This window comes from Vibrio ponticus, from assembly GCF_009938225.1.
Classification (GTDB): domain Bacteria; phylum Pseudomonadota; class Gammaproteobacteria; order Enterobacterales; family Vibrionaceae; genus Vibrio; species Vibrio ponticus.
Map to the genome: position 1 here is coordinate 88,562 of NZ_AP019658.1, position 26,786 is coordinate 115,347.

Consider the following 26,786-nt stretch of genomic DNA (forward strand, 5'->3'; position numbering starts at 1 on the left):
CAGCAACGATAACTATTATTTGAAAGGAACATCTATGAACACTCTACAATCCAAACTTACTAAAGTCTCTGCTGCAATCGGTCTTGCGATGACGGTTAGCTTCGGTGCTAGTGCTGCCACAGAAATCATGATTGCTTATGGTAACCAACCAGGTGAACCGATTGATAAAGCGATGCATTACTGGGCGGAGCAGGTAAAAGAAAAATCGAATGGTGAGATTGAGTTCCGCTTATTCCCTTCAAGCCAGCTAGGTAGCGAAACAGAAGTAATGGAGCAGGCTAAATTTGGTGCCAACATTATTACTATCAGCTCTTATGGTTATCTAATGGATACAGTACCAGATCTTGGCATCATTAACGCTCCATATTTGACTCAGTCTTTCGAGAAAAAATCGAAACTGTTACATACCGAATGGTTCCAAGGTTTGAATGACCAGCTGTCGGCGAAAGGGCTAGAGATTGTTGTTCCTGATGTGGTTTACGGGACTCGTCACTTGTTATCTAAAGGAGAGGTGAAGTCTCCAACTGACCTTAATGGCGTCAAGGTTCGTGTGCAGCATTCTCGTCTGTTCGTTGCGACTGTAAAAGCAATGGGTGGTGTACCAACGCCGATGTCATTGGCTGATGTTTACCCTGGTCTATCTCAAGGAGTGATCGAAGGGGTAGAGAACCCAGCTGTGGTTCTCCATGGCGGTAAGTTTTATGAAGTGGCGAAAAACCTTAACTTAACTGCGCACACTAAGCATATGTCACCGTTTGTAGCCGGTTCAAGCTTCTGGAATTCACTTTCTGCTGAAGAGCAAAAAATCATCTTAGATACCAGTCGCGACATGGTGAGTTACGGCGCAACTCTCATTGCTGAGAGTGAGCAATCTGCGATTGATCAATTGAAAGCGGAAGGGGTAACGGTGAATGAAGTTGATATCTCTGCGTTTGAAGAGTCTGCTCGTAAAGTGGTTCAAAGTGAGTTCCCTGAGTGGACGCCGAATTTGTACCAAGACACACAAGCTAAGCTAGCTGAACTGTAATGCTGTATAGGGGCTGTAATGGCCCCTTTTTAGTTTGTAGGAGTATTTTTTATGCAAACGCAAGTTTCGATTTCTCATCATGAGGGGAAAGCAAAGAACAAATGGATTGCGGTTCTTGATCGCATCAGCCAACTAGACACGATCATCGCAGGGCTGTTTCTTGGGTTAATCGTATTGTTGATGAGCTACAGCGTGGTGATTCGATACGTATTTAACTCCCCAAGCTCTTGGGTTGAAGAGGTTTGTTTGGCGCTATTTGTATGGATGACCTTTATGGGCGCGAGTGCGTTGATGCGCACAGATGAAGTGGTGCGAATCGATTATTTAGTGCATAAGTTGCCAACCAAGGCAGCGCGAATTCTTGATCATCTTCTGCGCCCTCTAATTGTGATATTTGCCTTGGGTTTTATGGTGTACTGGGGCTGGAAATTGTTGCCATTTTCACAAGTACGTTTTACGCCAGCATTGAAGATTCCATATGTGTATATTTATGCGGCAGTGCCAGTTAGCGGCACATTTATGCTTTATCACCAGCTAAAGCATCTCTATTCGTTTTTTGTTCCTTCCAGTAACAAGGAAGTATAATTATGTCTGTAATTTTGCCTATTTCTGCACTGCTTGTGCTGTTTACGCTGGGGATTCCGGTTGCATTCTGTATCTTCATTGCAACTTTATCTTACTTCCTAATTAATGATCACCTGCCAATGATGATGTTGGTACAACGTTTAGCGGGTGGTTTAGAGTCGGTCACCCTGCTTGCGATCCCATTTTTTGTTATGGCGGGGGTGTTTATGAACCACTCTGGGATCAGCCAGCGTCTACTGAAATTCTCTGAGGTGTTAACCGGTCATATGAGTGGCGGCTTAGCGCAGGTTAACGTGGTGCTAAGTACCTTAATGGGCGGCTTGTCAGGCTCTAATATTGCCGATGCGGCTATGAGTTCAAAATTACTTGTGCCACAGATGGTTGCCCGCGGTTACAGCGCCTCATTTTCTTCAGCTGTCACAGCAGCATCATCGTTGATAACACCGATAATTCCACCGGGTATCGCATTGATTATCTATGGTTACGTGAATAACGTCTCCATTGGTAAGCTGTTTCTTGCTGGGGTAGTCCCTGGAGCGATGCTTTGTTTTATGATGATGGGCTTAGTATCGGTTATTGCTAAAAAACGTAATTACGCGCCAATTCGTGAAAAAAGAGCTTCTATCGGAGAGATCGCTGTTTCAGCGAAAGATGCCTTTTTGGCGTTATTACTGCCAGTTATCATCATTGGTGGTATTCGTTTAGGTGTATTCACGCCAACAGAGGCGGGGGCTGCAGCCGTCCTTTATGCCTTGATCCTTGGTATGTTTGTTTACAAGCAAATGAACAGTAAATTACTGTGGAGCGCGACCAAAGAGTCGGTCCTTGCTGCGGCAAACGTGTTGCTGATCATTTGTGTCGCTGTAGGCTTTTCAAAATTCCTTACTTGGGAACGAGTGCCACAAGAACTCGCGACATGGCTAACCAGTTCAGTGGATAGTCCATTGATGTTTTTACTGCTGGTGAACTTGTTCCTGCTGATCATTGGTATGTTCTTAGAAGGCAATGCCGTGATGATTGTACTGGCGCCGCTGCTTGCTCCCGTTGCCCAATCATACGGTATCGATCCGGTTCATTTTGGCATCATCTTTATCTTCAATAGTGCGATAGGCACCATCACGCCACCGTTGGGGACAGTGATGTTTACTACGTGTTCCATCACGAAAGTTGCCATCGAAGAGTTTGTCAAAGAGATCCTGCCATTTTGGTTACTGTTAATTGTCGCCTTATTGCTGATCACCTATATCCCAGTGATTTCAATTGGTTTGCCGAATATGGTGTTTGGCTAAGGTGGAAAGCATGAAAAGCAATAAAATCGCCATTATTGGTGAGTGCATGATTGAGTTGAGCGGAACACCATTTGGCGTGATGAAGCAGAGTTTTGGTGGCGATACGCTCAATGCCGCAATTTATCTTGCGCGTATGAGCGACGAGCAGGTTCAAACGTGTTACGTCTCGGCGTTAGGTGATGACGCGCTTAGCGATGGAATGATTGAGCGTTGGCAAGACGAGAGAATCAATACTGACTGGGTGTTACGAGACAATGTGCATTCGACAGGGTTGTATATGATCCATGTTGATAGTGAAGGTGAGCGTAGCTTTCAATATTGGCGTAACCAATCTGCGGCAAAACATATGTTTCAGCACTCAGGTTGGAACCGTATTGCCGCACAAATGGCTGACGTTAAGCTTATTTTTCTGAGTGGGATTAGCCTTGCGATTCTCCCTGAACAAGATCGCCAAGTGTTGCTTACTTTGCTAGTGGTGTGTAAAGCGAACGGCGTGGAAATCGTTTTTGATAGTAATCACCGCCCAGCGTTATGGCAGGATACGACCTTAGCTCGTCATGCTTATCAGCAGCTCTTGGCGATTACTGATATTGCGTTGGTGACTTTCGATGATGAAGCGATGGTTTGGCAAGACGGAACCCCAGACGATACGTTGCTTCGTCTTAAACAACTAGGGGTGAATAAAGTTGTCGTCAAATTGGGCGCACAAGGGTGTTTAAGCCAAGATTTTCAAACGCAATTCGAGCCTCAATCGATCCCTGCAAATTCGGTTGAACAAGTGGTTGATACTACCTCGGCGGGCGATTCATTTAATGGCGCATTTCTCGCGCAATACGTGAGTGGTAAACCGTTGTCGACTTGTTGTCAGGCGGGCAATCTCCTCGCGAGTCATGTTATTCAGCACTCAGGCGCGATTATCGATTTGGATGTCACGACGCCAATTAAAGCACAAATTAAGGAGTTAAAATGAGCACAATCACTGCCCAATTAGCCGAATTTAAAGTGATTCCAGTGATCGCGGTTGATAAAGCCGAAGATATTTTGCTGCTTGGCAAAGTACTGGCTGAAAACGGTTTGCCAGTGGCGGAAATTACTTTTCGTTCAGACGCGGCGGTTGGAGCAATTCGCCTGCTTAAGCAAGCTCAACCCGATATGGTCATCGGCGCTGGTACTGTCCTTAATCGCGAGCAGGTGATTGCGGCGAAAGAGGCTGGCGCAAGCTTTATTGTCAGCCCAGGCTTCAATCCCAATACAGTTCGAGCGTGTCAGGAATTAGACATTCCCATCGTGCCGGGGATTAATAACCCAACGACTCTGGAAGCGGCATTAGAGATGGGACTGACCACGTTGAAGTTTTTCCCTGCTGAAGCTTCTGGTGGTATTGCGATGGTTAAATCTCTCCTCGCGCCTTATGGTCATGTTCAGCTCATGCCAACAGGAGGGATTAATCTAAGCAACATTCGCGATTATCTGGCAATTCCTCGCGTGATTTGTTGTGGCGGCTCTTGGATGGTAGACAAAGCCTTAATTAACAATGGCGAGTGGGAGAAGATTGGCGAGCTAACGCGAGAAGCCGTTGAGTTAGTCAATCAATAGTCCAATTCCTGCTTTGAATTAGAGCCAGCATTACGCTGGCTTTTCCATTATAAGGCTATTTTCCATGGTGCGTTTTGCGGTTTGGAGGTGATGGCGTAATTCGCCCATCGCGCCAATATCATCGCCACTTATGATATTACTCAGCACGGCCATGTGCTCTTCAATCGCGACCATGTTACGTTTACGTAAATCACTATTGTCCCACTGATAATGGAAGTGGAAGATCACCGAAATAATGTCGTAGAACTGATCCATAAATGGGTTGTTAGACGCTGATAAAATCAGGCGGTGAAAGCGATGATCAAGCTCAGAAAACTGCTGATAGTCATTCACCATAGCATCGCGTAAAGCACGGTGTTCATGCAGCAGGTATTGCGCTTGTTGCCAGCGTTCGTCACTGCGTGGCAGGTTCATAAAGCGGTTGAGTGCATGACACTCGAGCATTTCGCGCAGTTCAAACAGACTGGCGGCATAGCTTTTCTCAAAGCGCACCATACGCCAACGACCGCGGTTAATATTCTCAATTAAACTAAATCGAGAGAAGCGGATCAGGTGTTCACGTACGACGGTGGTGGAGCATTTTGATTGCTTGGACAGCTCCAGCTCGGTAAATTCCTGCCCCGGTTTGATGTGTTTGTTTTTAATCGCATCGTTAAAGAAGGACTCAAACTCTGCGCTTTGAATATCGTTTTCTGATAATGGGGTGACGTAACCATCATTTTCGGTTGGCGAGCGGCTTACTTGCCAAATTTCACCTTGTTGCTGCAACACACCCTTTTCAAGTAGGTCATTCATCACATGGCGCATGGTAGTGCGACTGACACTGAATAGCTCGGACAGTGCTGATTGTGATGGTAATGGTGATTCAACATGACCAAGTTTTATCGCATCTAGAAGCTGATTGGTTGTCGTTTCACGTAGGTTCTTATTTCTCGCCATAGGGTTCCTCCGGATATATAAAATACCATTAAAAAACAGCAAAGATTGATGCGCAGCTCAACTATCTTGGGATTTAATTAAATAAAAAACAGCGGCAATACAATTGAGGAAAGTTTCCAACTTCGAGAGATAAACAGATGAAGTCATTGATTTGTGAAAAGCCGTATCAATTAAATTACGTTGAGCAAGAGAAGCCAGCCGTGAGAACCGATGAGTTGCTAATAAAAGTGAATGCGGTTGGGATTTGTGGAACGGATATTCATGCATACACGGGTAATCAACCCTTCTTTAGCTACCCACGCATTCTAGGTCACGAGCTCTGTGGTACGGTGTGCGAGCTTGGTCGTGATGTTGACCAAGATTTTGTGGTTGGCGACAAAGTGGCGTTGATTCCGTACGTGGCGTGTTTTGAATGTGCGTCTTGTAAAAGTGGCAAAACCAACTGCTGCGAAAACATCTCTGTGATTGGCGTGCATCAAGACGGTGGCTTTTGTGAGTATTTAGCCGTCCCACAAACCAATGTACTAAAAGTAAATGGCGTGGACAGTGCGACAGCGGCATTGATTGAGCCATTTGCTATCAGTGCTCACTCTGTGCGTCGTGCTGATATTAAAGAAGATGAGGCAGTACTGGTGGTTGGGGCTGGACCCATTGGCTTAGGTGCGGCTGCGATTGCCAAAGCGGATGGGGCAAATGTGATTGTTGCCGATACGCAAGCTGAACGTCGCTTACATGCAGAACAAGAGCTAGGTCTTCCAACGCTTAATCCTCTGGATGAAGACTTTCATCAAGTATTGACACAAGCCTTTAACGGCTCGCTCGCTCAAACCGTGATCGATGCTACTGGAAACCCTCATGCGATGAACGGCGCGGTGAACCACATTCGTCATGGCGGTAAGATAGTGTTTGTCGGTCTGTTTAAAGGCAATTTGGAGATAAGCGATCCTGATTTCCATAAGAAAGAGACGACATTGATGGGCAGCCGTAACGCGACGATGGAAGATTTTAGTAAAGTCCAACAATTGATGGAAAAAGGTTTATTGAGTGCCAGCATGATGCTCACCCATACTTTTGATTTTGACACCCTTGGTCATGACTATGAAGAAGCCGTAGTGAATAATAAAGAGCTACTAAAAGGCTTGATAGAATTTAACTAGCATTGCAGCAAGCCATCGCGTTTTATTGCCCCAGAATATTTTTCTGGGGCTTTTTTTAAATATTGATTGACCTGTCTACTGCTCTACAGTTTAGGATGCACCTATACTGACAAGCACAAACACAAACCTAGTTTTTAAGGCTTTATCTGATGTATCGAATTTCTGAACTTGGTGAACTGGTCGGCTTATCTCGCACAACACTGCTCTACTACGAAAAGTTGGGGCTGATTCAAGGTAAGCGGATGAGCAATGGCTATCGCACCTACAGTGAGATGGATTTGCAGCGTTTGCGCCTAATTCAACAGCTGCAAAGTGGGGGGCTGACACTCAAAGAGTGCAAAGCCTGCCTTGAAGCAAAAGTTGAACGTCAGTTATTACTTGAAAGGCTCAATCAGCTTGATCAAGAGATTGCGCAAAAGCAGCAGTCTCGCGATTTGTTGGCGGCGTTACTTGGTGAAAAGCCGCTGACTGATTGGCATGAAATGTTAGATAAAGTTGCGCCAGATGCTCACATAGATTGGCTAATCAAGCAGGGGTTTAGTGAAACAGATGCGCAGCGCTTACGATGGTTATCCAAAGATATGAACACACATGAAGCCTATATGGCTGACTTTTATCGCATTTTCGACCCACTAGAAAGGCGCGGTCCGGGCTCAGAAGTGGATACCTTAAAAGCATTAGCTAAAGTACCAGCAAGCTTTAGCACTGTGTTGGAAATTGGTTGTGGTTTGGGGATTGCGACTAAGTTGTTGGCGCAGCATTGCGATGCACATATTACCGCAATAGATAACGATCAAGAGGCGATTAGCGCCTTGCAAACCCAATTTGCCGCAGACGCGAACAAAGTCAAGTTTGAATGTGCCAGCATGACGGACTTGCCTTATGCCGAGCAGTCATTCGATCTAATTTGGTCTGAGGGTAGCGCCTACATCATGGGGGTGAACAACGCTTTTAAGCAGTGGCGACCTTTACTCAAAGATGGTGGGGTTTTAGTGCTCAGTGATTTGGTATGGGTGACCGATGAGCCGAGTGAGGTTAGCCAAGCTTTCTGGGGGAGTGAATACCCAGATATGACCAATGCTGCAACGCGTATCGCGCAAGCTAAAGCCGCTGGCTATAAACTGGTTGATAGCTTTGCAATTAGTGACGAGGCGTGGGACGGTTACTACCAACCACTTGCCAACCAAGTCGCAGCATTGAAAGCGGAGATGCCAGACTCACAAGCGATTAAAGATATTGAACGTGAGTTGCATGCTTACTCGAAGCGCAATGACCAATTTGACTATCAAATATTTATTTTAACGAAAGCCTAAGCCGCTTTTGCATAGAGACGAAAACAATGAATTACTCGATTTTAGATTTAACTCAACAAGACGAAATTAAAGACTTATTCCAAGCAACGTTCAGTGACTCAGAGGGTGCAGATGAAGGCGCGGTTATTGGTGAACTTGCCAATCAACTTGTGGTGACCACCAATAGTGATGAGATGGTGATTGTCGGCGCAAGCGAGAACGACACGCTAGTGGGCTGTGTGATTTTCACCAAGTTCCACTTTAAGTCCAATAGCATCAATGCTTACTTACTTTCTCCTGCTGCAGTGGCAACGTCGGCTCAAGGCAAAGGTATTGGTCAGAAGCTGATTACGTTTGGTTTAGAAACGTTGAAGGCTCAAGGTGTTGAGCTCGTCGTGACTTATGGTGACCCTAGCTTCTACTCTAAAGTAGGTTTTGCTCAGATCACGGAAGAGCAAGTGAAAGCGCCATTGGTGCTTAGCTACCCGCACGGCTGGCTAGGTCAGAAGCTTGATGGCAGCGACTTAGTCGTGATTGATAGCGAAACACTATGTGCGCCAGCTCTCAACGAACAAAAATACTGGTAAATGGCGTTGGGCGCAGCTCTGATTGAGCTGCGCTTACGGCTGATTAATATTGCAAGGCGAGGAGAAACTCTCGCCTTTATTTTTGATATTTCGCTAAATTGCAAATTGATGTAAATCAAGGAAGTGTGCGGTAAGAAAATCGATAAAATTGTAAACAAAAAGTAACTGATACATTTGTAAGCTAGAGATAATAAGGTATTTAAAGATTGAGCAGTTTTAACATCGATTATTGCCATAATCTTCATCGATTTTTTACATTTTATCCGTTTAAACGATTGCTCTATTTTGATTTCCAGAGCGTTTCAGTAAGAAAAACGCCACCTTAGTGAGGTTTGTTAGATCTCTGAGAGAGGAAGTCTCAATGAAAACAATCTTAGCAGTCTGTGTAATGTCGGTTTTATCGTTTGGCGCTTATGCTGAGCGACAAGATCAAGAGCCAATCAAAGTCATCGAACCCATTACGGGCTTAGATGCACAAAAAGTCGAGCTGGGTAAAACCCTATGGTTTGAGCCACGTTTATCGGCATCCAATACTATCTCTTGTAACTCCTGCCATAACTTAGCGCGTGGCGGTGTTGATAACTTGCCAACGTCGATTGGGCATAAATGGGCAATCGGACCCATTAACTCACCAACCGTGTTTAACTCGGATCTTAACTTCGTCCAGTTTTGGAATGGTCGAGCCAAAGATCTCAAAGAGCAAGCGGCAGGTCCTATTGCTAACCCATTAGAAATGGCGCTCACTCATGAGTTGGCGATTGAGACGTTGCAGTCAATTCCCCAATATCGCGAGATGTTTAAACAAGCCTATGGCGTGAATGAAATCACGATTGAAGAAGTCACAGATGCCATCGCGATTTTTGAGAAGACTTTGCGTACACCAAACGCACCGTTTGACCAGTGGTTAAAAGGCGATGACATGGCGCTGACGCAAGTGCAAAAAGAAGGCTACGATCTGTTTAAAGCCAAAGGCTGTACGACGTGTCACGCTGGTCCATTGGCGGGTGGGCAGATGTACCAAAAGATGGGGCTAGTTAAACCATTTGCAACGGATAACCCAGATATTGGGCGTAAAGCGATCACGGGTAACGACTTTGATAAGTTTGTCTTTAAAGTCCCGACGCTGCGCAATATCGAATTGACCTATCCCTACTTCCACGATGGTTCCGTGTGGGATTTGGAAGAGGCGATTATGTTGATGGCGGATATTCAACTAGGTATGGGTGTTAATGAGCAAGAAGCGGTGAAAATTGCTGAATTCCTACGTTCACTGACTGGCGACTTACCACAAGTGACGTTGCCGCACTTACCGCCTTCAAGTAACGAAACGGTACGTCCAAACATCTAATTTAACCTAGCTAATGAATTAAAGATCGCTAGTGAAAGGAGCTCAATAGAGCTCCTTTTTTGTATCTGTTTACTGGAAAGATTAACGGAAGTTAAACAGCTCACTATGAAAACCGTTCAGGTCAAAGCGTTGTTGTTTTAACTGCTGCTTAAGAGCTTGGCTAAACCCAGTTGGACCGCAGAACCAAAAACTCAGGTTATCAAGTGAGCCTGAAGTGCCGCTGAAAAGCTGGTTTTTGATTTTATCTATGGTCAAAAAACGCATAGTGCGATTGTCGATAAGATGAAAATGCACTTTGGCTTGTTTAGCGAGGTGCTCCAATTCTGTCACCAACTCAGGTGACGGCGCTTGAGTGCAATAATATAAATGCACTGGCTTTCTTTCACGGTACTCAACATCATTTTGCTCAGCATGATTGATCGCGAGTTGTTGCAAGCGCGCTTTAAACGCAGCAATGCCAATGCCGCCAGCTATCCACACTTGCTGCTTGTCATCATTAAACTCAAAGTGACCATAAGGACCTTCAACTTCAATATCGTCACCGACGGCAACGTATTGGCTGAGGTTGCCGGTGAAATCACCCAGCGCCTTAATGGTGAACTCGATATAGGGTTTGTCATTGGTTGAGCTAATGGTAAACGGATGCGCTTCTTCGCCTTTTACTTTTAGGAAGGCAAACTGCCCCGCGTTGTGCCCACACCAGTTAGGTACATTTAGGCGTAATATCTGGGTTTGATTTGCCGCATCTAAATTTAGTGCTTCAACGTTACCTTGATAGCGGCGTTTTTTGCCGACTTTGCCAAGTAGACTCCAGACTGCGCAGCTAATACCAACCACCGCCAGTAACAGCACGATTGGAGTGATTAAGCTACTCCAATAGGCAGGCTTTAATAACACGACGGAGTGATAAGCGATCACCACAAACGCCACCGCCATTGCCTTATGTGTTAGCTTAAAGCGCTTGTACTGAATGGGTGCAAATAGGGCAATCAGAGTCAGCGCAATAAAAGCATACAGCGCCATTTCGCCAATTGATTCAGCGCCGCCACGTAAGTTCATCACCATGGCTTGGAATGATTCAGCATCGAGTTGTGGTCGAGACTGACTGCCACGCTCTAGCAAACCATATTGGACCAGTTTTTTCGGCACGATAGCCAGCAGCCAATGCACCGCACCGAGGAGCACGCCATAAATGGCGACCCATTTGTGCAAGCGGTATGACTTATCTAATCCGGCTGTGAGGCGGTCGATAATTGGCAAACGCAGCGCCAATAACATCGTCAGGGTTAACAGTAACAGAGAGACAATACCAGTACCTTGAATGAGGGCACTGCGCCACTGCATAAATTGGTCATAACTAAATAGATTTGGCTCAGCTTGTAGCCAAATTAGCGTACAAGTTGCGACGAGTGTGACAACGGTGAGATAGAGTTTTTTCATGGTCTTGGCTCCTAGTGAGCCTGTACTTTACTGCTTGGAATGTATGCTGCGGTCAAAGAGCGTAAAGCTGTGTAAAGTCCCGATAGGCGTGTGACTTATCTTCTATTTGCCACTGGATAGGGCTGACAGGGAGGTAAAATCATAAACCAGTGCTAAAAACACCGGTTAATTGTAAGTTAGTAACAAAATAAACAACACGGTGGCTTGAACTCAATACTTAACCACGCTTTTAAAAGGCGTGATAGCTGCAGCTCTGCGGGTTTATAGCACGTAAAAAGTGATCAAAATCTGATTATTCTTAATTCAAGACGCGATTTAAGTGCTGATTCAGCCAGCTAAACGATTGCATGCCAAAATGGCATATTTAAATGTAAATAAATTGATCTTGATTTGTTGATTTTATGGGTATTTGTCACTCGATGTCTGATCGTTAAATTACGTACTTCTTGCAAGTTAACTATGTATTAACAATGTTTGTTATGTAAATTATCATTAACGTGCTTATGTCACAAAATCTGCTTGCCTGAGCAATAACTTGTTGCTTGGAGCCTTACCATTTCTTCATCGATTCACCTTACCCCTACACATAACTAAAAGGATTGATGAAGATGAAAAAGGTCTTACTGAAAGCTGCTGCTTTAACGCTTGCACTGAGTGCTGCTGGCGTACATGCCAAAGATTACGAGATCGTCAACGTAGTAAAAGTATCTGGTATTCCATGGTTTAACCAAATGAATAAAGGTATTGAGCAAGCGGCGACGGACTTTGGCGTAAATGCACGTCAGCTTGGTCCTTCTACACCAGATCCAGCGCAACAAGTTAAAATTATAGAAGACTTAATCGCGAAAGGTGTTGATGCGATTACAGTAGTACCAAATGATGTAACGGTTCTTGAGCCAGTATTTAAGAAGGCTCGTGAGAAAGGCATTATTGTACTGACTCATGAGTCACCGGATGGTCATGGTGCAGATTGGGATATTGAGACAATCGACAATCAGGCTTATGCCAAAGCGACCATGGATGAGTTAGCGAAAAATATGGGTGAAAAAGGTGGATATGCCGTATATGTCGGCTCACTAACGGTGCCACTGCATAATAACTGGGCTAACTTAGCCATTGACTATCAGAAGCAAGCTTACCCAGAGATGTATGAAGTGACGAGTCGTATGCCTGTTGCTGAAAGTATCGACCAATCGTATGCAGCGACAAATGATCTAATGAAAGCACACTCAGATATGGCGGGTATTGTTTCTTATGGTTCATTAGGCGGTATCGGCGCCGGTGAAGCGATTAAGAAAAAACGTGCCAAGGATAAGATCAGCGTGGTAGGTATCATGATGCCAAGCCAAGCGGCTCCATATCTAATGCGTGGTGAGATTGACAAAGGCTTCCTATGGAACCCAGCAGATGCTGGCTACGCTATGGTAGCGGTAGCGAAGCAGATGTTAGAAGGCAAAGATGTTTCACAAGGTGTGAAGGTGGCTGGTCTAGGTGATGCGGATATTGATACTGAAAAACGTGTCATCAAATTCAATAAGATCCTAGAAGTAGATAAAACCAATGCTAGAGCGTTAGGCTTTTAACTAAAGATCCTACGCAATTTAAGTAACACCAATGGGGCGGTGCAACGCCGCCCCCTGACTTCTGGAAACTCACATGTCTGGTACTCCTTTTATTACCCTCAAACAGGTTTCAAAACACTTTGGATCTGTCAAAGCGCTAGATGGTATTAACCTCACTTTTAATCAAGGCGAAGTACACTGTTTGGCAGGAAAAAATGGCTGCGGTAAGAGCACTTTGTTTAAAGTGATCTCGGGCGTTCATGCTCCTGAGAAGGGGGCAGAAATCGTACTGGGTGGCAAAACTTATCAACGCTTAAACCCACAACAATCAATTGAGCATGGTATTCAGGTTATCTATCAAGATCTGTCGCTTTTTCCTAACTTGACGGTAGCGGAAAATATTGCGATTCAAGACCATGTTGCTTGGGCTAAAGGGTTAGTCCAACAGAAACGAATTCAAGACATTGCTATTCAGGCAATGGCAAAAGTAGGGGTAAAGCTGCCACTGCAAAAGCGTGTAGAACAGCTTTCTATTGCTGAATGTCAGCTAGTGGCTATCTGCCGTGCAATGGCTTCTGATGCCAAGCTGATGATTATGGATGAACCGACAGCTTCGCTTACCCGAACAGAAGTGAATCACCTAATTAAAGTGGTTGAGGATCTAAAATCGAAAGGCGTTACAGTCGTGTTTGTTAGCCATAAACTCGATGAGGTAATGGAGATTTCTGATCGTATTACTGTTATTCGTGATGGTCGCACTGTTGGGACCTACCAAGCGGATGAGGTTGACAGCGATGAGTTGGCATTTTTAATGACAGGTCAGCGTTTTGAATTTACACCATTACCAGCATACCAACAACAAGGTGAGGTAAAGCTAGAGGTTAAAAATCTCACCAAACAAGGGCAATTTAGCGATATTTCTTTCTCAGTCCGCAAAGGAGAGATTGTCTCTATTACCGGTTTACTTGGTGCCGGTCGAACAGAGTTATGCATGGCATTATTCGGTATGACTCGACCAGATAGTGGTGAGATTTTAATTAACCAGCAAGTGGTGTCATTTGATTCAAATCGTGATGCCATTGCTCACGGTATTGGCTATGTATCGGAAGATCGGATGTCGACAGGGTTGGTTATGGAACAAGCCATTCAGGACAATATCACTGCTTCCGTTCTACCACGTTTACGTAAAACGTCGGGCTTTTTAGACCACCTCAAAGCGAATAAATTGGTTTCCACGTTAATTTCATCGTTGTCGATTAAAGTCGCGGATCCTAAATTGCCAGTTACCAGTCTCTCCGGTGGTAATGCACAGCGTATTTCAATCGCTAAATGGATTGCTGCTGAGCCAGAAGTATTAATTTTAGACTCACCGACTGTTGGCGTGGATGTGGCGAATAAAGAAGCCATATATAACATTGCAAAAGATCTCGCTTCACAAGGCATGGCAATCATTATGGTTAGCGATGAAATTCCAGAAGTGTTTTATAACAGTCATCGTGTGATTGTAATGAAAGAAGGGCGTTTTACTCATGACTTCCAGCCTACTCACTCTTCAGAACAAGAAATTATGGAGGCGGTCAATGCTTAATGCTGTTAGCTGCTCATTGTCCTCATTTACCAAACGACATGAGTTTTACCTTGCGCTAATGATTGTGTCGATCGTTGGAGTGTTGGGGATCACTTCGGAAGACTTTTTGACCCTAGGCAATATTTTCGACATGTCCGTCAGCTCAGCAATTTTGGGCATTATGGCATGTGGTCTTTTCGTCGTATTGATTGCTGGTGGTATTGATATCTCCTTTCCAGCGACGGCGGCAATCGCACAATATGTCACCGCTACCTACATCTTAACGATAGGCGGTAACTTTATGATTGCTTTCGCGATTGCTACGGTAGTAGGTGTGTTGCTTGGCATGATTAACGCGACATTAGTTTACAAACTCAAAGTGCCCGCGATCATCATTACCATCTCAACGCTAAACCTGTTCTTTGGCTTGCTGATTTACTTCAGCAATGGCGAGTGGCTGTACGGTTTCCCTGACTGGTTTATGTACGGCATTGAGTTATTCACGTTTACCGGTAGTGATGGCTACGATTATGGCTTATCTCTTCCAATTATTACCTTGGTTGCGATGATTGCGTTAACGTCATTTTTGATGTCAAAAACTCGTTTGGGTCGCCAGATCTACGCGGTTGGCGGTAACGCAGATGCGGCTAGCCGTATCGGGATTAATTTGTTTGGTATTAACTTATTCGTCTATGGCTATATGGGGGCTTTAGCCGGTATTGCTTCTGTGGTGCAAACCCAAATTACTCAATCAGTTGCACCTAACTCGCTTATGGGTTTTGAGTTAACGGTATTGGCTGCTGTCGTACTTGGTGGCACTAGCATGACTGGAGGTAAAGGCACTCTGTTTGGTGTTGTGCTGGGTGTCATTTTGCTTGCGGTGGTCAAAAATGGTCTGACTCTGCTGGGGGTTCCGTCTTACTGGCATACCGTTGTGACAGGTTTGATTATTGTTTGCAGTATTAGTATGACCGCGATTAATGAAAAGAAACAAGCGGCGCAGGGGGCATAATGGAACAAGTACTCAATAGTTTGAAATTGCCAACAGATAAGAATATTCGTTACTTGTTAGTGATTCTCGTCGGCATTTTATTAGTGATGGGTTTTTCAAGTGGTCAGGCGTTCTTTTCCCTAGATAACTTACAGTCAATGTCATCGCAAATGCCATTGTTAGGCTTGCTTGCACTGGCTATGGCGGTTTGTATGTTGACGGGGGGGATCAACCTTTCCATCATCGCGACGACCAATGCTTGTGGTTTAGTGATGGCAAGTATCATTACTCAAGCCCCGGATAGTTCAATGATGTTAGTGATGGCATTGGCTGGTGGCTTGGCTACAGCGGTTGTAATCGGGCTGCTTAATGGTGCGTTAATAGCGTATGTTGGGGTGTCACCTATTCTTGCTACGCTCGGGATGATGACACTGATTAATGGTCTAAATGTGCTGATTTCAGGCGGTAGCGTGATCTCTGGTTTCCCAGAGGCATTACTGATACTAGGTAATGGCGTGCTAATGGGTATCCCGATGCCGCTAATCTTATTTGTGGCGTTTGCGATTGGCTTATGGGCATTGCTTGAACACACAAGTTTGGGGCGCACCATCTATCTAATGGGCTCAAATGAGAAAGCGACACGCTTCTCAGGCATTAATACACAAAAAGCGACGCTGTATGTCTACATCCTATCCTCAATGTTGTGTTGGGTGGCTGCCATCGTCATGATGGCAAAATTTAACTCAGCGAAAGCAGGATATGGTGAATCCTACTTGCTGATTGCTATCTTGGCATCCGTACTGGGAGGCATTAACCCAGATGGTGGATTTGGACGCATTATTGGTATTGGTTTAGCACTGATTGTGCTGCAAACATTGGAAAGTGGTCTTAATTTGCTGGGAGTGAGCAGCTATCTCACTATGGCGCTGTGGGGCGGCATCTTGATCCTATTTATCTTCTTACAAAAAAATAAGGCTTAACGGGGTAGTTTATGAGTATTTATTTTATCGGCGTTGATGTTGGCAGTGGCAGCGCACGAGCTGGGGTCTTTGATGCTCATGGTCGAAAAGTGGGTGAAGCTAAACGTGATACCTTGATGTTTAAACCTCAAGCTGATTTTGTTGAGCAGTCTTCTGACAATATTTGGCAAAGTGTATGTCTAGCGGTTAAAGATGCAGTGTCTCAAGCGAATATTGATCCTATTCAGGTCAAAGGTATCGGTTTTGATGCCACTTGTTCGTTGGTTGTTTTGGACAAAAATGGTCAACCTTTAACTGTCAGCCCAACGGGGCGTAGTGAGCAGAATATCGTTATGTGGATGGATCACCGAGCGATAGCGCAAGCCGATCGTATTAACCATACCGAACATCCGGTATTGGCGTATGTAGGTAATCGTATCTCACCAGAAATGCAAACGCCTAAGCTGTTGTGGTTAAAACAAAATATGCCGAATACCTGGTCAAAAGCTGGATACTTTTTCGATTTGCCAGACTTTCTAACCTGGAAAGCGACTTTTGATGATAGCCGTTCACTTTGTTCAACAGTATGTAAATGGACTTACCTTGGACACGAAAGTAAATGGGATAAGAGTTTCTTTGAGCTGATTGGCTTGGAAGATCTGTTAGAGAATAATGCCAAAACCATAGGTGAACGTATTCTGCCGATGGGGCAACCTGTGGGAGATGGCTTAACGGTGCATGCTGCGGATGATCTTGGCTTAATGCCAGGTACGGCAGTAGGGACTTCAATTATTGATGCGCATGCTGGTGGTATTGGAGTGCTAGGCGCCGCAGGCATGACCGGTGAAAAAGCGGATTTCAATACCCGCTTAGCATTGATAGGAGGCACTTCTTCTTGTCATATGGCAGCAGCAAAAACAGCTCGTTTTATCGATGGTGTTTGGGGTGCCTATTACAGTGCGATGATTCCAGGTTATTGGTTGAATGAAGGCGGGCAGTCCGCGACGGGTGCGCTTATCGATCATATTATTACTTCTCATCCTTTATACGAAAGTGCCAAAGAGCAGGCAAGTAAACTAGGGCAAACGGTCTATCAGTTATTGAATGATCGCTTACTGGCATTAGCTGGCAGTAAGGAAGATATTGCGTTTTTGACTAAGGATATCCATGTATTGCCGTATTTTCACGGTAACCGTTCTCCTCGCGCCAATGCTCATTTGACCGGGACGATAACCGGGCTAAAAATGTCAAAAACCTTAGATGACATGGCACTGCAATACCTCGCGACCATTCAAGGAATCGCACTTGGTACACGTCATATTATCGAAGTTATGAATGATGCTGGCTATGAGATAGACACTATCATGGCGTGCGGTGGAGGCACGAAAAATACCGTCTTTTTGCAGGAACATGCGAACGCAACTGGATGTATGATTTTGCTACCTGAAGAGAGTGAAGCGGTGCTACTTGGTTCGGCGATGCTGGGTTCTGTTGCTGCAGGTTTCTACAGTGATATTCCTGATGCGATGAATGCCATGAGCCGTATCAGCAAGAGTGTGATGCCACAAACAGAAAGAATTAAGCATTTTTACGATGCGAAATATCAAATTTTCCACAAAATGTATCAAGATGACGCGGAATATAAAGCTTTGATGAGCGAATTCTAATTGTAGGTTGGTATTGATTAAGAGGTCTCATGATGAGTAATGCCAGTCAGTTAAGCTGACTGGCATTTTTTCTATTTGTCGCATATTTCTTGGGTTTCAGTTTCACCCAACGAGGATAACTTCTATCTTCTCTTCGGGGGGGTAGGATAAACATGGATATTTGCTGTAGTAGCACTTCATAGTGTTTAGGGAGTTTCCCTGGACTCGTTAAAGGTAAAGCTGCAAAGTATTGAGTCACAGCCATGGCACTACTCGTAAAGCTTAATTGGTTCGGCCAAACGCTATCTAACTTGCTCGCCGCTTTTGTCATAACCTGCCTTATAAGGTTATAGGCTAGCAAAATCCCCCAGAGCTCCTGTCTAACCATATCTGGGCGCTTACTTCGCAATGTATACTCACTATCAAGCAAGGTTTGCTTCATTTCTCTATAGCCTAATTCGATTTCCCAACGATAGCGATAGAGCTCTACAATGTCTTCTCCGGGAAAGCGCAACCCATCACGCATTGAGGTAAGAACCTGATACTCCTTACCTTTAATGGCTTTCGATACCAACCTTGCTTCTATTATCTCAGGCAGGTCACTGAACTTCTTCCTTGCCTGAGGTGATGTTTTTATAGCAACGATAGCATCACTCTGACTGTATTTATGGACAACTTCATACTGAAAGTCTTTTCTCACAGGGAGCATCCAATGCCTTTCTTGACCTACTTTGTTCCAGCGATTAAGCAGCCCTAAAGAGTAATATCCTTTGTCAAAAATGGTCAGTGATTGATCTGGCGTTTGTTCAATAAGCTCTTCTGCGAGCCGCATTTCGCTGGTGCGATAGTCAGAGAATGCACTATCGATTAGCTGATGACTTGTAAGCTCCATCAAGCAAACCATGCGGACCTTAGGGTAAATATTCTCAGATGATTGATTGCGCTGCGCTTTAAACTCTTGATGATTTTCGGGTGTATCTGTCGTTCTCCAAACGACACCATCGACAGATAGAAGGTTTAGTCCACACCAAGTTTCGAAGTTAGACGACTGATAGCTATGCGCAGCCATCTTCTTAAAGACTTGCTTTACACCTTCTTCGCCTAATCTCTGTCTCGCTTGAACAACTGCACTTGGTGCAACAAAACGTTGTTTGTCTGGCAAGACAATATCGAGTTGGTTAGCAATATCCCAAACAGATTGTTGACGAAAGAGACTCATTCCAACAACGGACCAAAGTACGGCTTCTAAAGGTAACCGTCTTCTTCTAACGGTTGCTACACCAGCTTGCTCAAAACCTTGCTGGATAAGCTCTGGACTAAGAATGTCAGAGTATTTATCAAAGTGGTGGAAGGTATTACATGACCGAAAAGTATTGGCAAGTTGGCTTTCTAAAGACATAAAAAAATCCGATATTAGTTTCCTAATATCGGATTTTGAAGCCTTTTGAGGATCGGTCAAATGATCTCACAAATTTCTTAACTGATCGGCATTACTCATGATGAGACCTCTTTTTTATTGTTCGGGTTAAATCGGACCGCGCGATTATTTCTGACGTGGCAGCAAATAGAACGTTTTCTGATTTTGGTTCATTAGCTGCTTGGCTAACTGGTTAACATTCTCGACCGTGGCGTTATTGATCATAGTGACACTGTGCGTAACCGCCTGGTAAGGCTGCGCTGAGAAGCTGTCTTGGCTGAAAGCGGCTAGCCAGTAGTCCGTGTATTCCTCTTGTTGGGCTTGGTTAACTGCCCAAGCTTTTTTCGCCTGATCTAACTCTGCCTGAGTGATGCCATTGTGTTGAATATCCTCAACGACACGGCTGGCAAGTTTTGCTAGTTCATGGGCTCGGTTAGGAGCTGTGGTAAAGTTGAGGCGTGCCAGATAGTACGGGGCTGGGTCACGGGCAAGCATTTGTGACATGTTAATCACGTACACACCGGACGCTTTGACTCGCACCGTTTCACGCAGGCGGTTATTGGTGATTTGCTCGAGTAGTTGCAACTGCATTTGCTGCTGTAAAGACCACGGATGATCCGCGCTGTATTGGATCTGTACCATGGCTTTATTACTGCTACCAATCGCGTAGGTGTACTCTTCGGTGACAGATTTTGGCTCGATGCCTCGATCAATTGGCTTGAGCTCTGGCTGCGGATTCGCTGCTAGAGATGCCAACCAACGTTTGATACTTGGCTCAATCGCTTCTGGCTTTGCATTGGTGACGATGGTGGTGATCATCTGTGCTGGGTCGCCATACAGTTTTTCACGCCATTGCGTCAGTTCCTGGGCAGTAAACTGATGCCAATCACCGTCCACGGTTGCCACTAAACGCTGACCATTATCGAACGCTTGTAGGCTGATTTGATCCATAAAAATACGTTCGGCAGGCACTTTTGATAGGTTTTGCAGCGTCGATTGTTTCATGTCGGCGAGTTTATCCTCACAGCTATTGGCTTGAGTCAGTTTCAAGTGAAGCAACGCCAGTGCATCATCCAATTGCTCGGTTTCACTAGAAACGCTGAAACCATGGAATAGCAACTCGCTGTAAGGTGCCACGCTTACTTGATGTTGCTTACTCCATTGAGTCAGTTGGTGAGGCGTATAGTCACCGTAACCGCATTGCTCTGCGAGTTTCCCTGCCCAGTCAACGATGCCCAGTTGATTGGCTGCCTCAAGTGAGCGACCTCCTGGAATGCGCAGATTGATTTGCGTGCCACCTTTAAGATCGGACTTACTTACTACCACTACTTTCATACCATTGCTTAGTTGGTACTCATAAACTGGTGTTTCACCAAAGTTGACCTGTGAGTTTTTAGCCACAATGTCACCTGCTGCTTGCGGTGTCACCTTCAAGTCGATTTCCGGTTTGGTCAGATTAAACGGCTCAGGTTGGCTTGCACGAATGGTTTGCCACTGCTGTGGTAATTGACGGATATCGACTTTGGCTTGGTCACTATCAGGACCGATTAGCGCCAGTTTTGGTGAGGTGTTGTTTAATACCTTCGCCACATGTTGCTGAATGTCGTGCGCAGTCAAAGAGTCCAAAAAGGCTTCTGTTAACTGTAATTGCTGCTCTTTATCCATCATTGGCAATTGATAGCTATCGGCTTGCACCAATTGGTCGGCGAGGTATTGGTTGGAGTAACCAGCACGATGTTTCGCTTGTTGCGCGACTTTATTTAGCATTTGCTGTTTCGCAAACGCCAGTTCAGTCTCACTGACAGGTTGGCTCGCGAGGCGTTGCAACTCAGTAGTAAGCTGTTGGAAAGCGTTGTCATAACCGTGTTTAAATGGGTGAGCGATGACCAAATACTGAACTCGTTCAGTACTGAGTAGATGGCTCTGCGGCGCGACCATTGCGGCTTTTAACTTGCCATTGGCAACCAAAATAGCCAGTCGCTGATTAAGAATGGCAAGCCACAACGAATCGAGCGTCTCCTGCCATTGACCTTCGACCGTGTTCAGCGGCGTATCGATATCATTTTGCAATAACAACTGCATAAAACGGCGGCTGTTTTCTGGGTCAAATACTGTGGCGACTTGCAGCTCAGGTTGCGATTCAAATTGTTGCCATGCGATAGGGTCGCTTGGCGTGCTGCCTTTTTCTTTGCTGGCAAATAAGGCTTCGATTTGGCTTCTTACCGCCGCATTATCAAAGGAGCCACTGATAACCAGCGTCATACGCTGTGGTTGATACCACTTTTGGTAATACGCAATGGCTTCTTCGACAGGCGCAGTGCGGATCACGTCGATAGTACCAATCGCGTTACGCTCGGCAAGGCGGCTACCTTCGTAGCGTAGCGCCTCAAGTTGGTCATTAATGCGAGAGCCGACACCTTGGCGCAGACGCCATTCTTCGACAATAACTTCACGTTCGCGATCGAAAGCTTGTGGGTCAAAACTGATTTCACTAGCCCAATCTGAGAGGATGCGTAACCCTAAATCAGTCGTCTGGCGAGCCGAGTTTGGTAGCGATAGTTTATAGATAGTGCTGTTGTAACTGGTGACGGCATTTACGTGTGAGCCAAGGTTGATGCCTTGGGCTTCAAGAGCTTTAAAGCTTTGACTATCAGGGAAATTGGTTGTGCCTTTAAATGCCATATGCTCGACAAAGTGTGCCAAGCCGCGCTGTTGCTCTTCCTCCTGCAATGAGCCTGAATGAACCGCAAGACGCATTTCTACGCCTGGTGTTTTCCTCGGTTGTAGGATCACTTGCATATCGTTATCGAGCCAATACTGGAAGATATCTTCGCGTACCGGCAGCGGCTGATATTGTTCGCTCTGTGCGAGATTAGGTGGGTTGATAGTCGTGGTTTGGCAGCCTGTTAAACCAAGAGCCACTGCAAGGGCGAGTGAAATTAAGGTCGGTTTAATCATAGTGTTATGCTCCTAGTGCAACAGGTTGAGAGTTATCTAAATCAATTAAGGAATCCGCCATACTCCATAGCTCTGGCTGGTGGGTAACCATCAGAATGGCGCTGTTGGGTAAGGCTTGTTTTAAGGTGGTAATCATTTGTTTAGCCGCATGCTGATCGAGAGATGAGGTAGTCTCATCAAGCATGATCAGTTGTGGTTTATTCATAAGTAGACGAGCAAACATTAGGCGTTGCTGTTCACCTCCCGACAATTGATTAGCCCAAGGGGCTACTTCGTCTAGCGAGCTGCTCAGCGAGCCTAACCCAACTTGATTAAGGGCTTGGGTACAGATGTTGTCATCAAACAGCGTCTGCTCTTGTGGGTAACACAACAGGGCTTTGAGGCTGGTAGTTGAGAGGTAGATCTTTTGCGGAATCCAAATCGATTCGTCACGTTGATATTCACCGATATAGTTGGTCCAAAAACCACTTAATGTTCGCAGCAGACTGGATTTACCTAACCCAGATCGACCTTTTAGCATCACAAGTTGACCTTGCTTAACGATGAGGTTGTTCACTGTTAGCAGTGAGTGGTCGCGATCAATTTGTACGCGTAACGTCGCACTGAGCGAATTGGGCGCAATCGGCTTTCTTGCTTGTTGTGGCAGGGTGACGTCGTTCAGTTTTTGCTGAAATACGGTTAAACGCTCTACCGTGGCACTTAGTTTGGCTAAGTCACGATATGAGTAGATAAACCAACTCAATGAGCCAGAAACTTGCATAAACGCCATTTTAATTTGCATCAGTCCACCTAGCTGAATGGCACCGGAGAGGAATTGCGGAAGGGCAAAAAAGATAGGTGCGAGGCTAGATACTTGCGCGTAACCCACGGTAAAAAAGCCCAAGTTGCGCTCTTTTATCATTAACTTGTACCAATTTTGCGCGACAAAGGTGAATGTATTCCCGAGTGTTTGGCGTTCGATTGCTTCGCCATTTTGTGCGCCGATCATTTCACTGTTCTCACGACGCTCGATCAGTGCTGCACGAAAATCCGCTTCGCGTTTTTGTTGATTGAAGTTCAGTCTTTGTAGTGGCTTGCCAATCCAATGCGTAATAGCGGTTCCCACTAGGGTATAAGCGATACACATCCACACCATGTAGCCTGGGATATGCCACTCTTGTCCTGCCAAGTTAAAACTCATCTCACCGGATAGATTCCACAAGATGGTGATAAATGAGCCGAGTGTGAGCACCGAACGTAAGAATGACAGCAGTAGATCGAGCGACAGATCGATCAGTAGATAGATATCTTCAGCAATACGTTGATCCGGGTTGTCCGGCTCCGTTTGTGCCAACTTGATGTGGTAATGATGATGTTGATCGGATAACCACTGCTCAGTCAGTTGCTTGGTCATCCAAGTGCGCCAGTCAATAAGCAGTTTTTTCTGCAAATAGCTGCTGTAAACCTGCACTAAAATCAGTGAACTAATAAGCAGAGCGAACTGACCAAGTAAGCGATAGATGCTTGAACCATCAAGCTGTTGTAATGCGTTGTAGAAATCGCCATTCCATTGGTTAAATTGGACGCTAAGCCACACGGAACCAAAGGTCATGCTAATGATGACTAACAGTAAGCCTAGCGACGGTAAACGCTCTTTGGAGAGCCAAAATGGTTTTACTAGCTGCCAGTAATGAGAGAGAAAATTCATGATTATTATTGCTTTACGATCAAAGGGCAGACGAGGTGGTCTGCCCAAGTCAAAGAAAAAAGATTAGTAGTCGTAACTTGCTTGTAGCCAGAATTGACGACCTGCTTCGTAAACGCGGTAGACTTCGCCTTGATGGACGAATGAATCAGTGGCGTTTTCGTTGTTTAGCAAGTTGGTGATTTCAGCTGAGATAGCTGCGCCATAAGCAAAACTTGGTTTCCATTCGGCTTTGACGTCCCAGCGGAAAGTGTCTTCAAAATCGACACGTTGATACTTAAGAACTTGTTTACCTGTCGACGGATCGACGGCGTAGTCGTTCTCGTGGCGTGTTGCTTGCGCGCGACCTTGTTGCCATTGCCACAAGTTGTAGATGGTGGTGCCGTACTGAGGCAGTTCTGCAATCCACTCAACATTGGCGCGAAGCGGCGAGTTAAAGTCAGTACTTGGCAGGTCAGCCGCATTAATGATTTTTCCGTCGTACCACACTTTGTCGTAATCAAGGTTGGTATTTGGATCGAAGAATGCGTAACCCATATCGCTAGGAGTGTTGCTTTGGGTTTGTTGCCACACAAGTGATGCACTCAGTTGGTTACGAACACTTTCAATCACAACCGGAAGACGGTTACGTACGGTTAGAGAAACCGAGTCATGCGTTGTTTCACCGCCGTTATCGAAGGTGCGAATGCGTGCTTCATTTGGATCATTGGTACCTGGGTATTTCGGTCGGCTGCGAACTTCATCTTTCCCTAAGCGGTGTACGTAATTTAGGGCCCAAATGCTGTTGCGCCACATTTGTTGCACGCCAAGAGAGAGCTCGTCGTTGTACGGCGTTTTCAGATCAGACATACCTTCATAGTCTGACGTGGTGGTCCAGCTATCTTGATGCTCACTATTTGGGTTACACATCATGTAACAGTGCTTAAGCCCTGCGTTTTGACCTTCATAAAGCGCGTAGGTCAACATTGAACGACCGTAGTAACGGTTAGCACCGGCAGTGAATACTGTGTCACCATCACCTAACACATCCCAACTGGCAGTAACACGTGGTGCCAGGTTGTTGTTTTTTACAAAGTCATCGCGTTCAAAACGTAAACCTGTACGCAGGGTAAAGTTGTGAATTTCGATAGTATCTTCGGCGAAAATGGCGCTATTAGTGTAATTGGTGGTGTAGGTGCCAGCGAAGAAGGCATCGACTTGATCGGAATAGTTGAGCCATTCCATTGTATCCCAAGTGCCACGGTAACCATTTCTAAAGTAGGTCTCATCACGGATGTATTTCGCCGTAGTACGGGTCGTTTCACCACCTACCACAAATTGATGTGTAGTATCACCGAGACGTTTAGGGTTAAAGGTCATTTTGCCTTTAAGGCTGGTATTGTTTTGTTCTGTGCGCAGATCGCCCGGTCCGCCAGAGGCGTAAGTTACGGGGTTTTGCCAATCTGAGAAGTCCTCTAATTGCACAAAGTAGTCTTGTTCGCTATCGCGAACATCTTCCATGGCTTGATAACCAAGGGATACGTCCAGTACACCGGCATCTAACATGTGTTCGACTTGCAGTGTGGTAGCAAGACCATTGTGCTCTTCGGTGTAGTCTGAGTTAGCGACACCATTCATAAAGAGTTCAGACTCGTACTGAGAAAGTGCGACACTAAGGTTTGCTGTGGTTCGAGGCGTTGCGTACCAAGTAAATTTAGTGAAAATGTTGTCCGAAACGCGGGTCTGATCTTTGATGCTGTCTTGGTATTCGAAGCCGCTGAGTTTATTGTTTTCGAGTACCACGCTACGACCGCCGGCATTTGCCATCGGAATTGAGGATTCTCGACGAGAGACAGAAGCGACAAAGCCGAGATCATCGGTGATCCCGGTTTCTACAGAAACACCGTAGCTGCGTTTTTTGTAGTCCGGCTGGAAACGCGCAGGGTTGCTAATATCGTTGCCACTAGAGTCAAAGTTCAGTTTGTCATCGACGATAGTTTTGTTCCAAGAAGAGTCGGTTTGTCGATAATAAACATTGGCTGAGCTCTCACCTTGCCAACTGCGGCTTTTGGTTTCAACCACACCACCAGTAAAGCCACCAAACTCAACCGGCACGTTGGCATCATAAACCGTCACGCTCTCAATTAAGCGGCTATCAAGATAAAAGCCTTGTTCGTCAGAGGAGAGGTTTGAGTTAGTGACACCTAAACCATTGTCAGCAGGATCGATATCATTATTGATGCTCATCCCATCTAATGTGAATGAGTTTTGATAAGCGGTAGAGCCGTGAATCGAAATATCAGATGGCTTAATTTCACCTTGATTCAGACTATTATTCCCACTATTTGAGAATTGAACCGCTGGATTTGTTTTCAATAAGTCGGTGATATTTCCATCGCCAGTCGGTCTCTTATTAATATCTTCAGCATTAAGAGTTTGTTTACTGGTTAATGGTGCCTCAACTTTATCTTTGACGATAATTTCTTGCTGAGGAATGTCGTCATTAGCAAAGACGCTAGACGCGGAAAATAGCCCAAATAAGAGAGCGGCTGCGGGTTTCATTCATTCTGTCCGTATTGTTAAATTGTTTTTAAAATTCTGTATTTGTTATGATAAATAGGCTGATGTCCTATTCGGCGGCACAATATCATAATGCAAATCTAAATAGCAATTGTTATCATTAATATTTAGTGATAATCTTCACATCAATTTTTTAGGGCGGATTCAGCTCTCGTATCGATAGTTCTGTTTGTTTTTTAAGCA

Annotated in this window: 20 protein-coding genes; 14 read left to right on the plus strand and 6 right to left on the minus strand. The window is 45.2% G+C overall.

Annotation, left to right across the window (positions count from 1 at the left end; translation table 11 throughout):
- Nucleotides 1-34 precede the first annotated feature (34 nt).
- Genes GZN30_RS14995 through GZN30_RS15015 form a run of 5 tightly spaced genes read left to right on the plus strand, consistent with a single transcriptional unit; the run spans nucleotide 35 to nucleotide 4,497 of the window.
- Nucleotides 35-1,027: a C4-dicarboxylate TRAP transporter substrate-binding protein gene (locus GZN30_RS14995; protein ID WP_075650216.1), complete on the plus strand. Its 993-nt coding sequence runs from the start codon at nucleotides 35-37 to the stop codon at nucleotides 1,025-1,027.
- 51 nt (nucleotides 1,028-1,078) lie between these two features.
- Complete coding sequence (locus GZN30_RS15000) at nucleotides 1,079-1,612, plus strand: TRAP transporter small permease (protein WP_075650218.1); 534 nt, start codon at nucleotides 1,079-1,081, stop codon at nucleotides 1,610-1,612.
- A gap of 2 nt (nucleotides 1,613-1,614) precedes the next feature.
- Nucleotides 1,615-2,901, plus strand: coding sequence for a TRAP transporter large permease (locus GZN30_RS15005; RefSeq protein ID WP_075650220.1), 1,287 nt, complete (start codon nucleotides 1,615-1,617; stop codon nucleotides 2,899-2,901).
- 10 nt (nucleotides 2,902-2,911) lie between these two features.
- Complete coding sequence (locus GZN30_RS15010; RefSeq protein WP_075650222.1) at nucleotides 2,912-3,871, plus strand: sugar kinase; 960 nt, start codon at nucleotides 2,912-2,914, stop codon at nucleotides 3,869-3,871.
- Complete coding sequence (locus GZN30_RS15015) at nucleotides 3,868-4,497, plus strand: bifunctional 4-hydroxy-2-oxoglutarate aldolase/2-dehydro-3-deoxy-phosphogluconate aldolase (RefSeq protein WP_075650224.1); 630 nt, start codon at nucleotides 3,868-3,870, stop codon at nucleotides 4,495-4,497. Before GZN30_RS15010 ends, GZN30_RS15015 begins: the two co-directional genes overlap by 4 nt.
- Before the next feature lie 30 nt (nucleotides 4,498-4,527).
- Here the strand turns inward: GZN30_RS15015 and GZN30_RS15020 are convergent, their stop codons facing one another.
- On the minus strand, nucleotides 4,528-5,436 hold the full coding sequence (locus GZN30_RS15020) for a GntR family transcriptional regulator (protein WP_075650226.1): 909 nt from the start codon (nucleotides 5,434-5,436) through the stop codon (nucleotides 4,528-4,530).
- Between the two features lie 137 nt (nucleotides 5,437-5,573).
- On the opposite strand from GZN30_RS15020, the gene GZN30_RS15025 reads away from it, so the two are divergent.
- The 4 genes from GZN30_RS15025 to GZN30_RS15040 all read left to right on the plus strand — a co-directional run bounded on the left by GZN30_RS15025 (nucleotide 5,574) and on the right by GZN30_RS15040 (nucleotide 9,820).
- Nucleotides 5,574-6,593, plus strand: coding sequence for a zinc-binding alcohol dehydrogenase family protein (locus GZN30_RS15025; protein WP_075650228.1), 1,020 nt, complete (start codon nucleotides 5,574-5,576; stop codon nucleotides 6,591-6,593).
- 149 nt (nucleotides 6,594-6,742) lie between these two features.
- Nucleotides 6,743-7,906, plus strand: coding sequence for a methyltransferase domain-containing protein (locus GZN30_RS15030; protein WP_075650230.1), 1,164 nt, complete (start codon nucleotides 6,743-6,745; stop codon nucleotides 7,904-7,906).
- Between the two features lie 26 nt (nucleotides 7,907-7,932).
- Nucleotides 7,933-8,472 (plus strand): GNAT family N-acetyltransferase, encoded by a 540-nt coding sequence (locus GZN30_RS15035; protein WP_075650232.1) that lies wholly within the window; start codon nucleotides 7,933-7,935, stop codon nucleotides 8,470-8,472.
- Nucleotides 8,473-8,833: 361 nt separating this feature from the next.
- On the plus strand, nucleotides 8,834-9,820 hold the full coding sequence (locus GZN30_RS15040) for a cytochrome-c peroxidase (protein ID WP_075650234.1): 987 nt from the start codon (nucleotides 8,834-8,836) through the stop codon (nucleotides 9,818-9,820).
- Nucleotides 9,821-9,901: 81 nt separating this feature from the next.
- Here GZN30_RS15040 and GZN30_RS15045 read toward each other — a convergent pair whose 3' ends face one another.
- A complete protein-coding gene (locus GZN30_RS15045) occupies nucleotides 9,902-11,260 on the minus strand; it encodes a ferredoxin reductase family protein (RefSeq protein ID WP_075650236.1) in 1,359 nt (452 codons plus the stop codon).
- Nucleotides 11,261-11,868: 608 nt separating this feature from the next.
- Here GZN30_RS15045 and GZN30_RS15050 point away from each other — a divergent pair.
- The 5 genes from GZN30_RS15050 (at nucleotide 11,869) to GZN30_RS15070 (ending at nucleotide 18,006) form a co-directional block, all read left to right on the plus strand.
- Nucleotides 11,869-12,843 carry an autoinducer 2 ABC transporter substrate-binding protein gene (locus tag GZN30_RS15050; protein WP_075650238.1) on the plus strand — a complete coding sequence of 325 codons (975 nt, stop codon included), beginning with the start codon at nucleotides 11,869-11,871 and terminating at the stop codon, nucleotides 12,841-12,843.
- Nucleotides 12,844-12,916: 73 nt separating this feature from the next.
- Nucleotides 12,917-14,410 (plus strand): sugar ABC transporter ATP-binding protein, encoded by a 1,494-nt coding sequence (locus tag GZN30_RS15055; protein WP_075650240.1) that lies wholly within the window; start codon nucleotides 12,917-12,919, stop codon nucleotides 14,408-14,410.
- Nucleotides 14,403-15,401 (plus strand): ABC transporter permease, encoded by a 999-nt coding sequence (locus GZN30_RS15060; RefSeq protein ID WP_075650242.1) that lies wholly within the window; start codon nucleotides 14,403-14,405, stop codon nucleotides 15,399-15,401. The genes GZN30_RS15055 and GZN30_RS15060 overlap by 8 nt, the downstream gene beginning before the upstream one ends.
- Nucleotides 15,401-16,360, plus strand: a complete 960-nt coding sequence (locus GZN30_RS15065; protein WP_075650244.1) for an ABC transporter permease — start codon at nucleotides 15,401-15,403, stop codon at nucleotides 16,358-16,360. The genes GZN30_RS15060 and GZN30_RS15065 overlap by 1 nt, the downstream gene beginning before the upstream one ends.
- Nucleotides 16,361-16,371: 11 nt before the next feature.
- Entirely contained in the window at nucleotides 16,372-18,006 is a 1,635-nt protein-coding gene (locus tag GZN30_RS15070; RefSeq protein ID WP_075650246.1) for an FGGY-family carbohydrate kinase, read from the plus strand.
- A 46-nt stretch (nucleotides 18,007-18,052) separates the two neighbouring features.
- Here GZN30_RS15070 and GZN30_RS15075 read toward each other — a convergent pair whose 3' ends face one another.
- The 4 genes from GZN30_RS15075 to GZN30_RS15090 all read right to left on the minus strand — a co-directional run bounded on the left by GZN30_RS15075 (nucleotide 18,053) and on the right by GZN30_RS15090 (nucleotide 26,585).
- The gene (locus GZN30_RS15075) at nucleotides 18,053-19,384 is read right to left on the minus strand and encodes an IS4 family transposase (RefSeq protein ID WP_075649976.1); all 1,332 of its coding nucleotides are present in this window, start codon (nucleotides 19,382-19,384) and stop codon (nucleotides 18,053-18,055) included.
- A 144-nt stretch (nucleotides 19,385-19,528) separates the two neighbouring features.
- Nucleotides 19,529-22,360 (minus strand): M16 family metallopeptidase, encoded by a 2,832-nt coding sequence (locus tag GZN30_RS15080; protein WP_075648287.1) that lies wholly within the window; start codon nucleotides 22,358-22,360, stop codon nucleotides 19,529-19,531.
- 4 nt (nucleotides 22,361-22,364) lie between these two features.
- On the minus strand, nucleotides 22,365-24,047 hold the full coding sequence (locus GZN30_RS15085) for an ABC transporter ATP-binding protein/permease (RefSeq protein WP_075648285.1): 1,683 nt from the start codon (nucleotides 24,045-24,047) through the stop codon (nucleotides 22,365-22,367).
- A 63-nt stretch (nucleotides 24,048-24,110) separates the two neighbouring features.
- The gene (locus GZN30_RS15090) at nucleotides 24,111-26,585 is read right to left on the minus strand and encodes a TonB-dependent receptor plug domain-containing protein (protein WP_075648283.1); all 2,475 of its coding nucleotides are present in this window, start codon (nucleotides 26,583-26,585) and stop codon (nucleotides 24,111-24,113) included.
- Nucleotides 26,586-26,786 lie beyond the last annotated feature (201 nt).

Coding starts and splice junctions, on each gene's coding strand:
- GZN30_RS14995 (WP_075650216.1), top strand. CDS start 35: ATGAACACTCTACAATCCAAACTTACTAAAGTCTCTGCTGCAATCGGT.
- GZN30_RS15000 (WP_075650218.1), top strand. CDS start 1,079: ATGCAAACGCAAGTTTCGATTTCTCATCATGAGGGGAAAGCAAAGAAC.
- GZN30_RS15005 (WP_075650220.1), top strand. CDS start 1,615: ATGTCTGTAATTTTGCCTATTTCTGCACTGCTTGTGCTGTTTACGCTG.
- GZN30_RS15010 (WP_075650222.1), top strand. CDS start 2,912: ATGAAAAGCAATAAAATCGCCATTATTGGTGAGTGCATGATTGAGTTG.
- GZN30_RS15015 (WP_075650224.1), top strand. CDS start 3,868: ATGAGCACAATCACTGCCCAATTAGCCGAATTTAAAGTGATTCCAGTG.
- GZN30_RS15020 (WP_075650226.1), bottom strand. CDS start 5,436: ATGGCGAGAAATAAGAACCTACGTGAAACGACAACCAATCAGCTTCTA.
- GZN30_RS15025 (WP_075650228.1), top strand. CDS start 5,574: ATGAAGTCATTGATTTGTGAAAAGCCGTATCAATTAAATTACGTTGAG.
- GZN30_RS15030 (WP_075650230.1), top strand. CDS start 6,743: ATGTATCGAATTTCTGAACTTGGTGAACTGGTCGGCTTATCTCGCACA.
- GZN30_RS15035 (WP_075650232.1), top strand. CDS start 7,933: ATGAATTACTCGATTTTAGATTTAACTCAACAAGACGAAATTAAAGAC.
- GZN30_RS15040 (WP_075650234.1), top strand. CDS start 8,834: ATGAAAACAATCTTAGCAGTCTGTGTAATGTCGGTTTTATCGTTTGGC.
- GZN30_RS15045 (WP_075650236.1), bottom strand. CDS start 11,260: ATGAAAAAACTCTATCTCACCGTTGTCACACTCGTCGCAACTTGTACG.
- GZN30_RS15050 (WP_075650238.1), top strand. CDS start 11,869: ATGAAAAAGGTCTTACTGAAAGCTGCTGCTTTAACGCTTGCACTGAGT.
- GZN30_RS15055 (WP_075650240.1), top strand. CDS start 12,917: ATGTCTGGTACTCCTTTTATTACCCTCAAACAGGTTTCAAAACACTTT.
- GZN30_RS15060 (WP_075650242.1), top strand. CDS start 14,403: ATGCTTAATGCTGTTAGCTGCTCATTGTCCTCATTTACCAAACGACAT.
- GZN30_RS15065 (WP_075650244.1), top strand. CDS start 15,401: ATGGAACAAGTACTCAATAGTTTGAAATTGCCAACAGATAAGAATATT.
- GZN30_RS15070 (WP_075650246.1), top strand. CDS start 16,372: ATGAGTATTTATTTTATCGGCGTTGATGTTGGCAGTGGCAGCGCACGA.
- GZN30_RS15075 (WP_075649976.1), bottom strand. CDS start 19,384: ATGTCTTTAGAAAGCCAACTTGCCAATACTTTTCGGTCATGTAATACC.
- GZN30_RS15080 (WP_075648287.1), bottom strand. CDS start 22,360: ATGATTAAACCGACCTTAATTTCACTCGCCCTTGCAGTGGCTCTTGGT.
- GZN30_RS15085 (WP_075648285.1), bottom strand. CDS start 24,047: ATGAATTTTCTCTCTCATTACTGGCAGCTAGTAAAACCATTTTGGCTC.
- GZN30_RS15090 (WP_075648283.1), bottom strand. CDS start 26,585: ATGAAACCCGCAGCCGCTCTCTTATTTGGGCTATTTTCCGCGTCTAGC.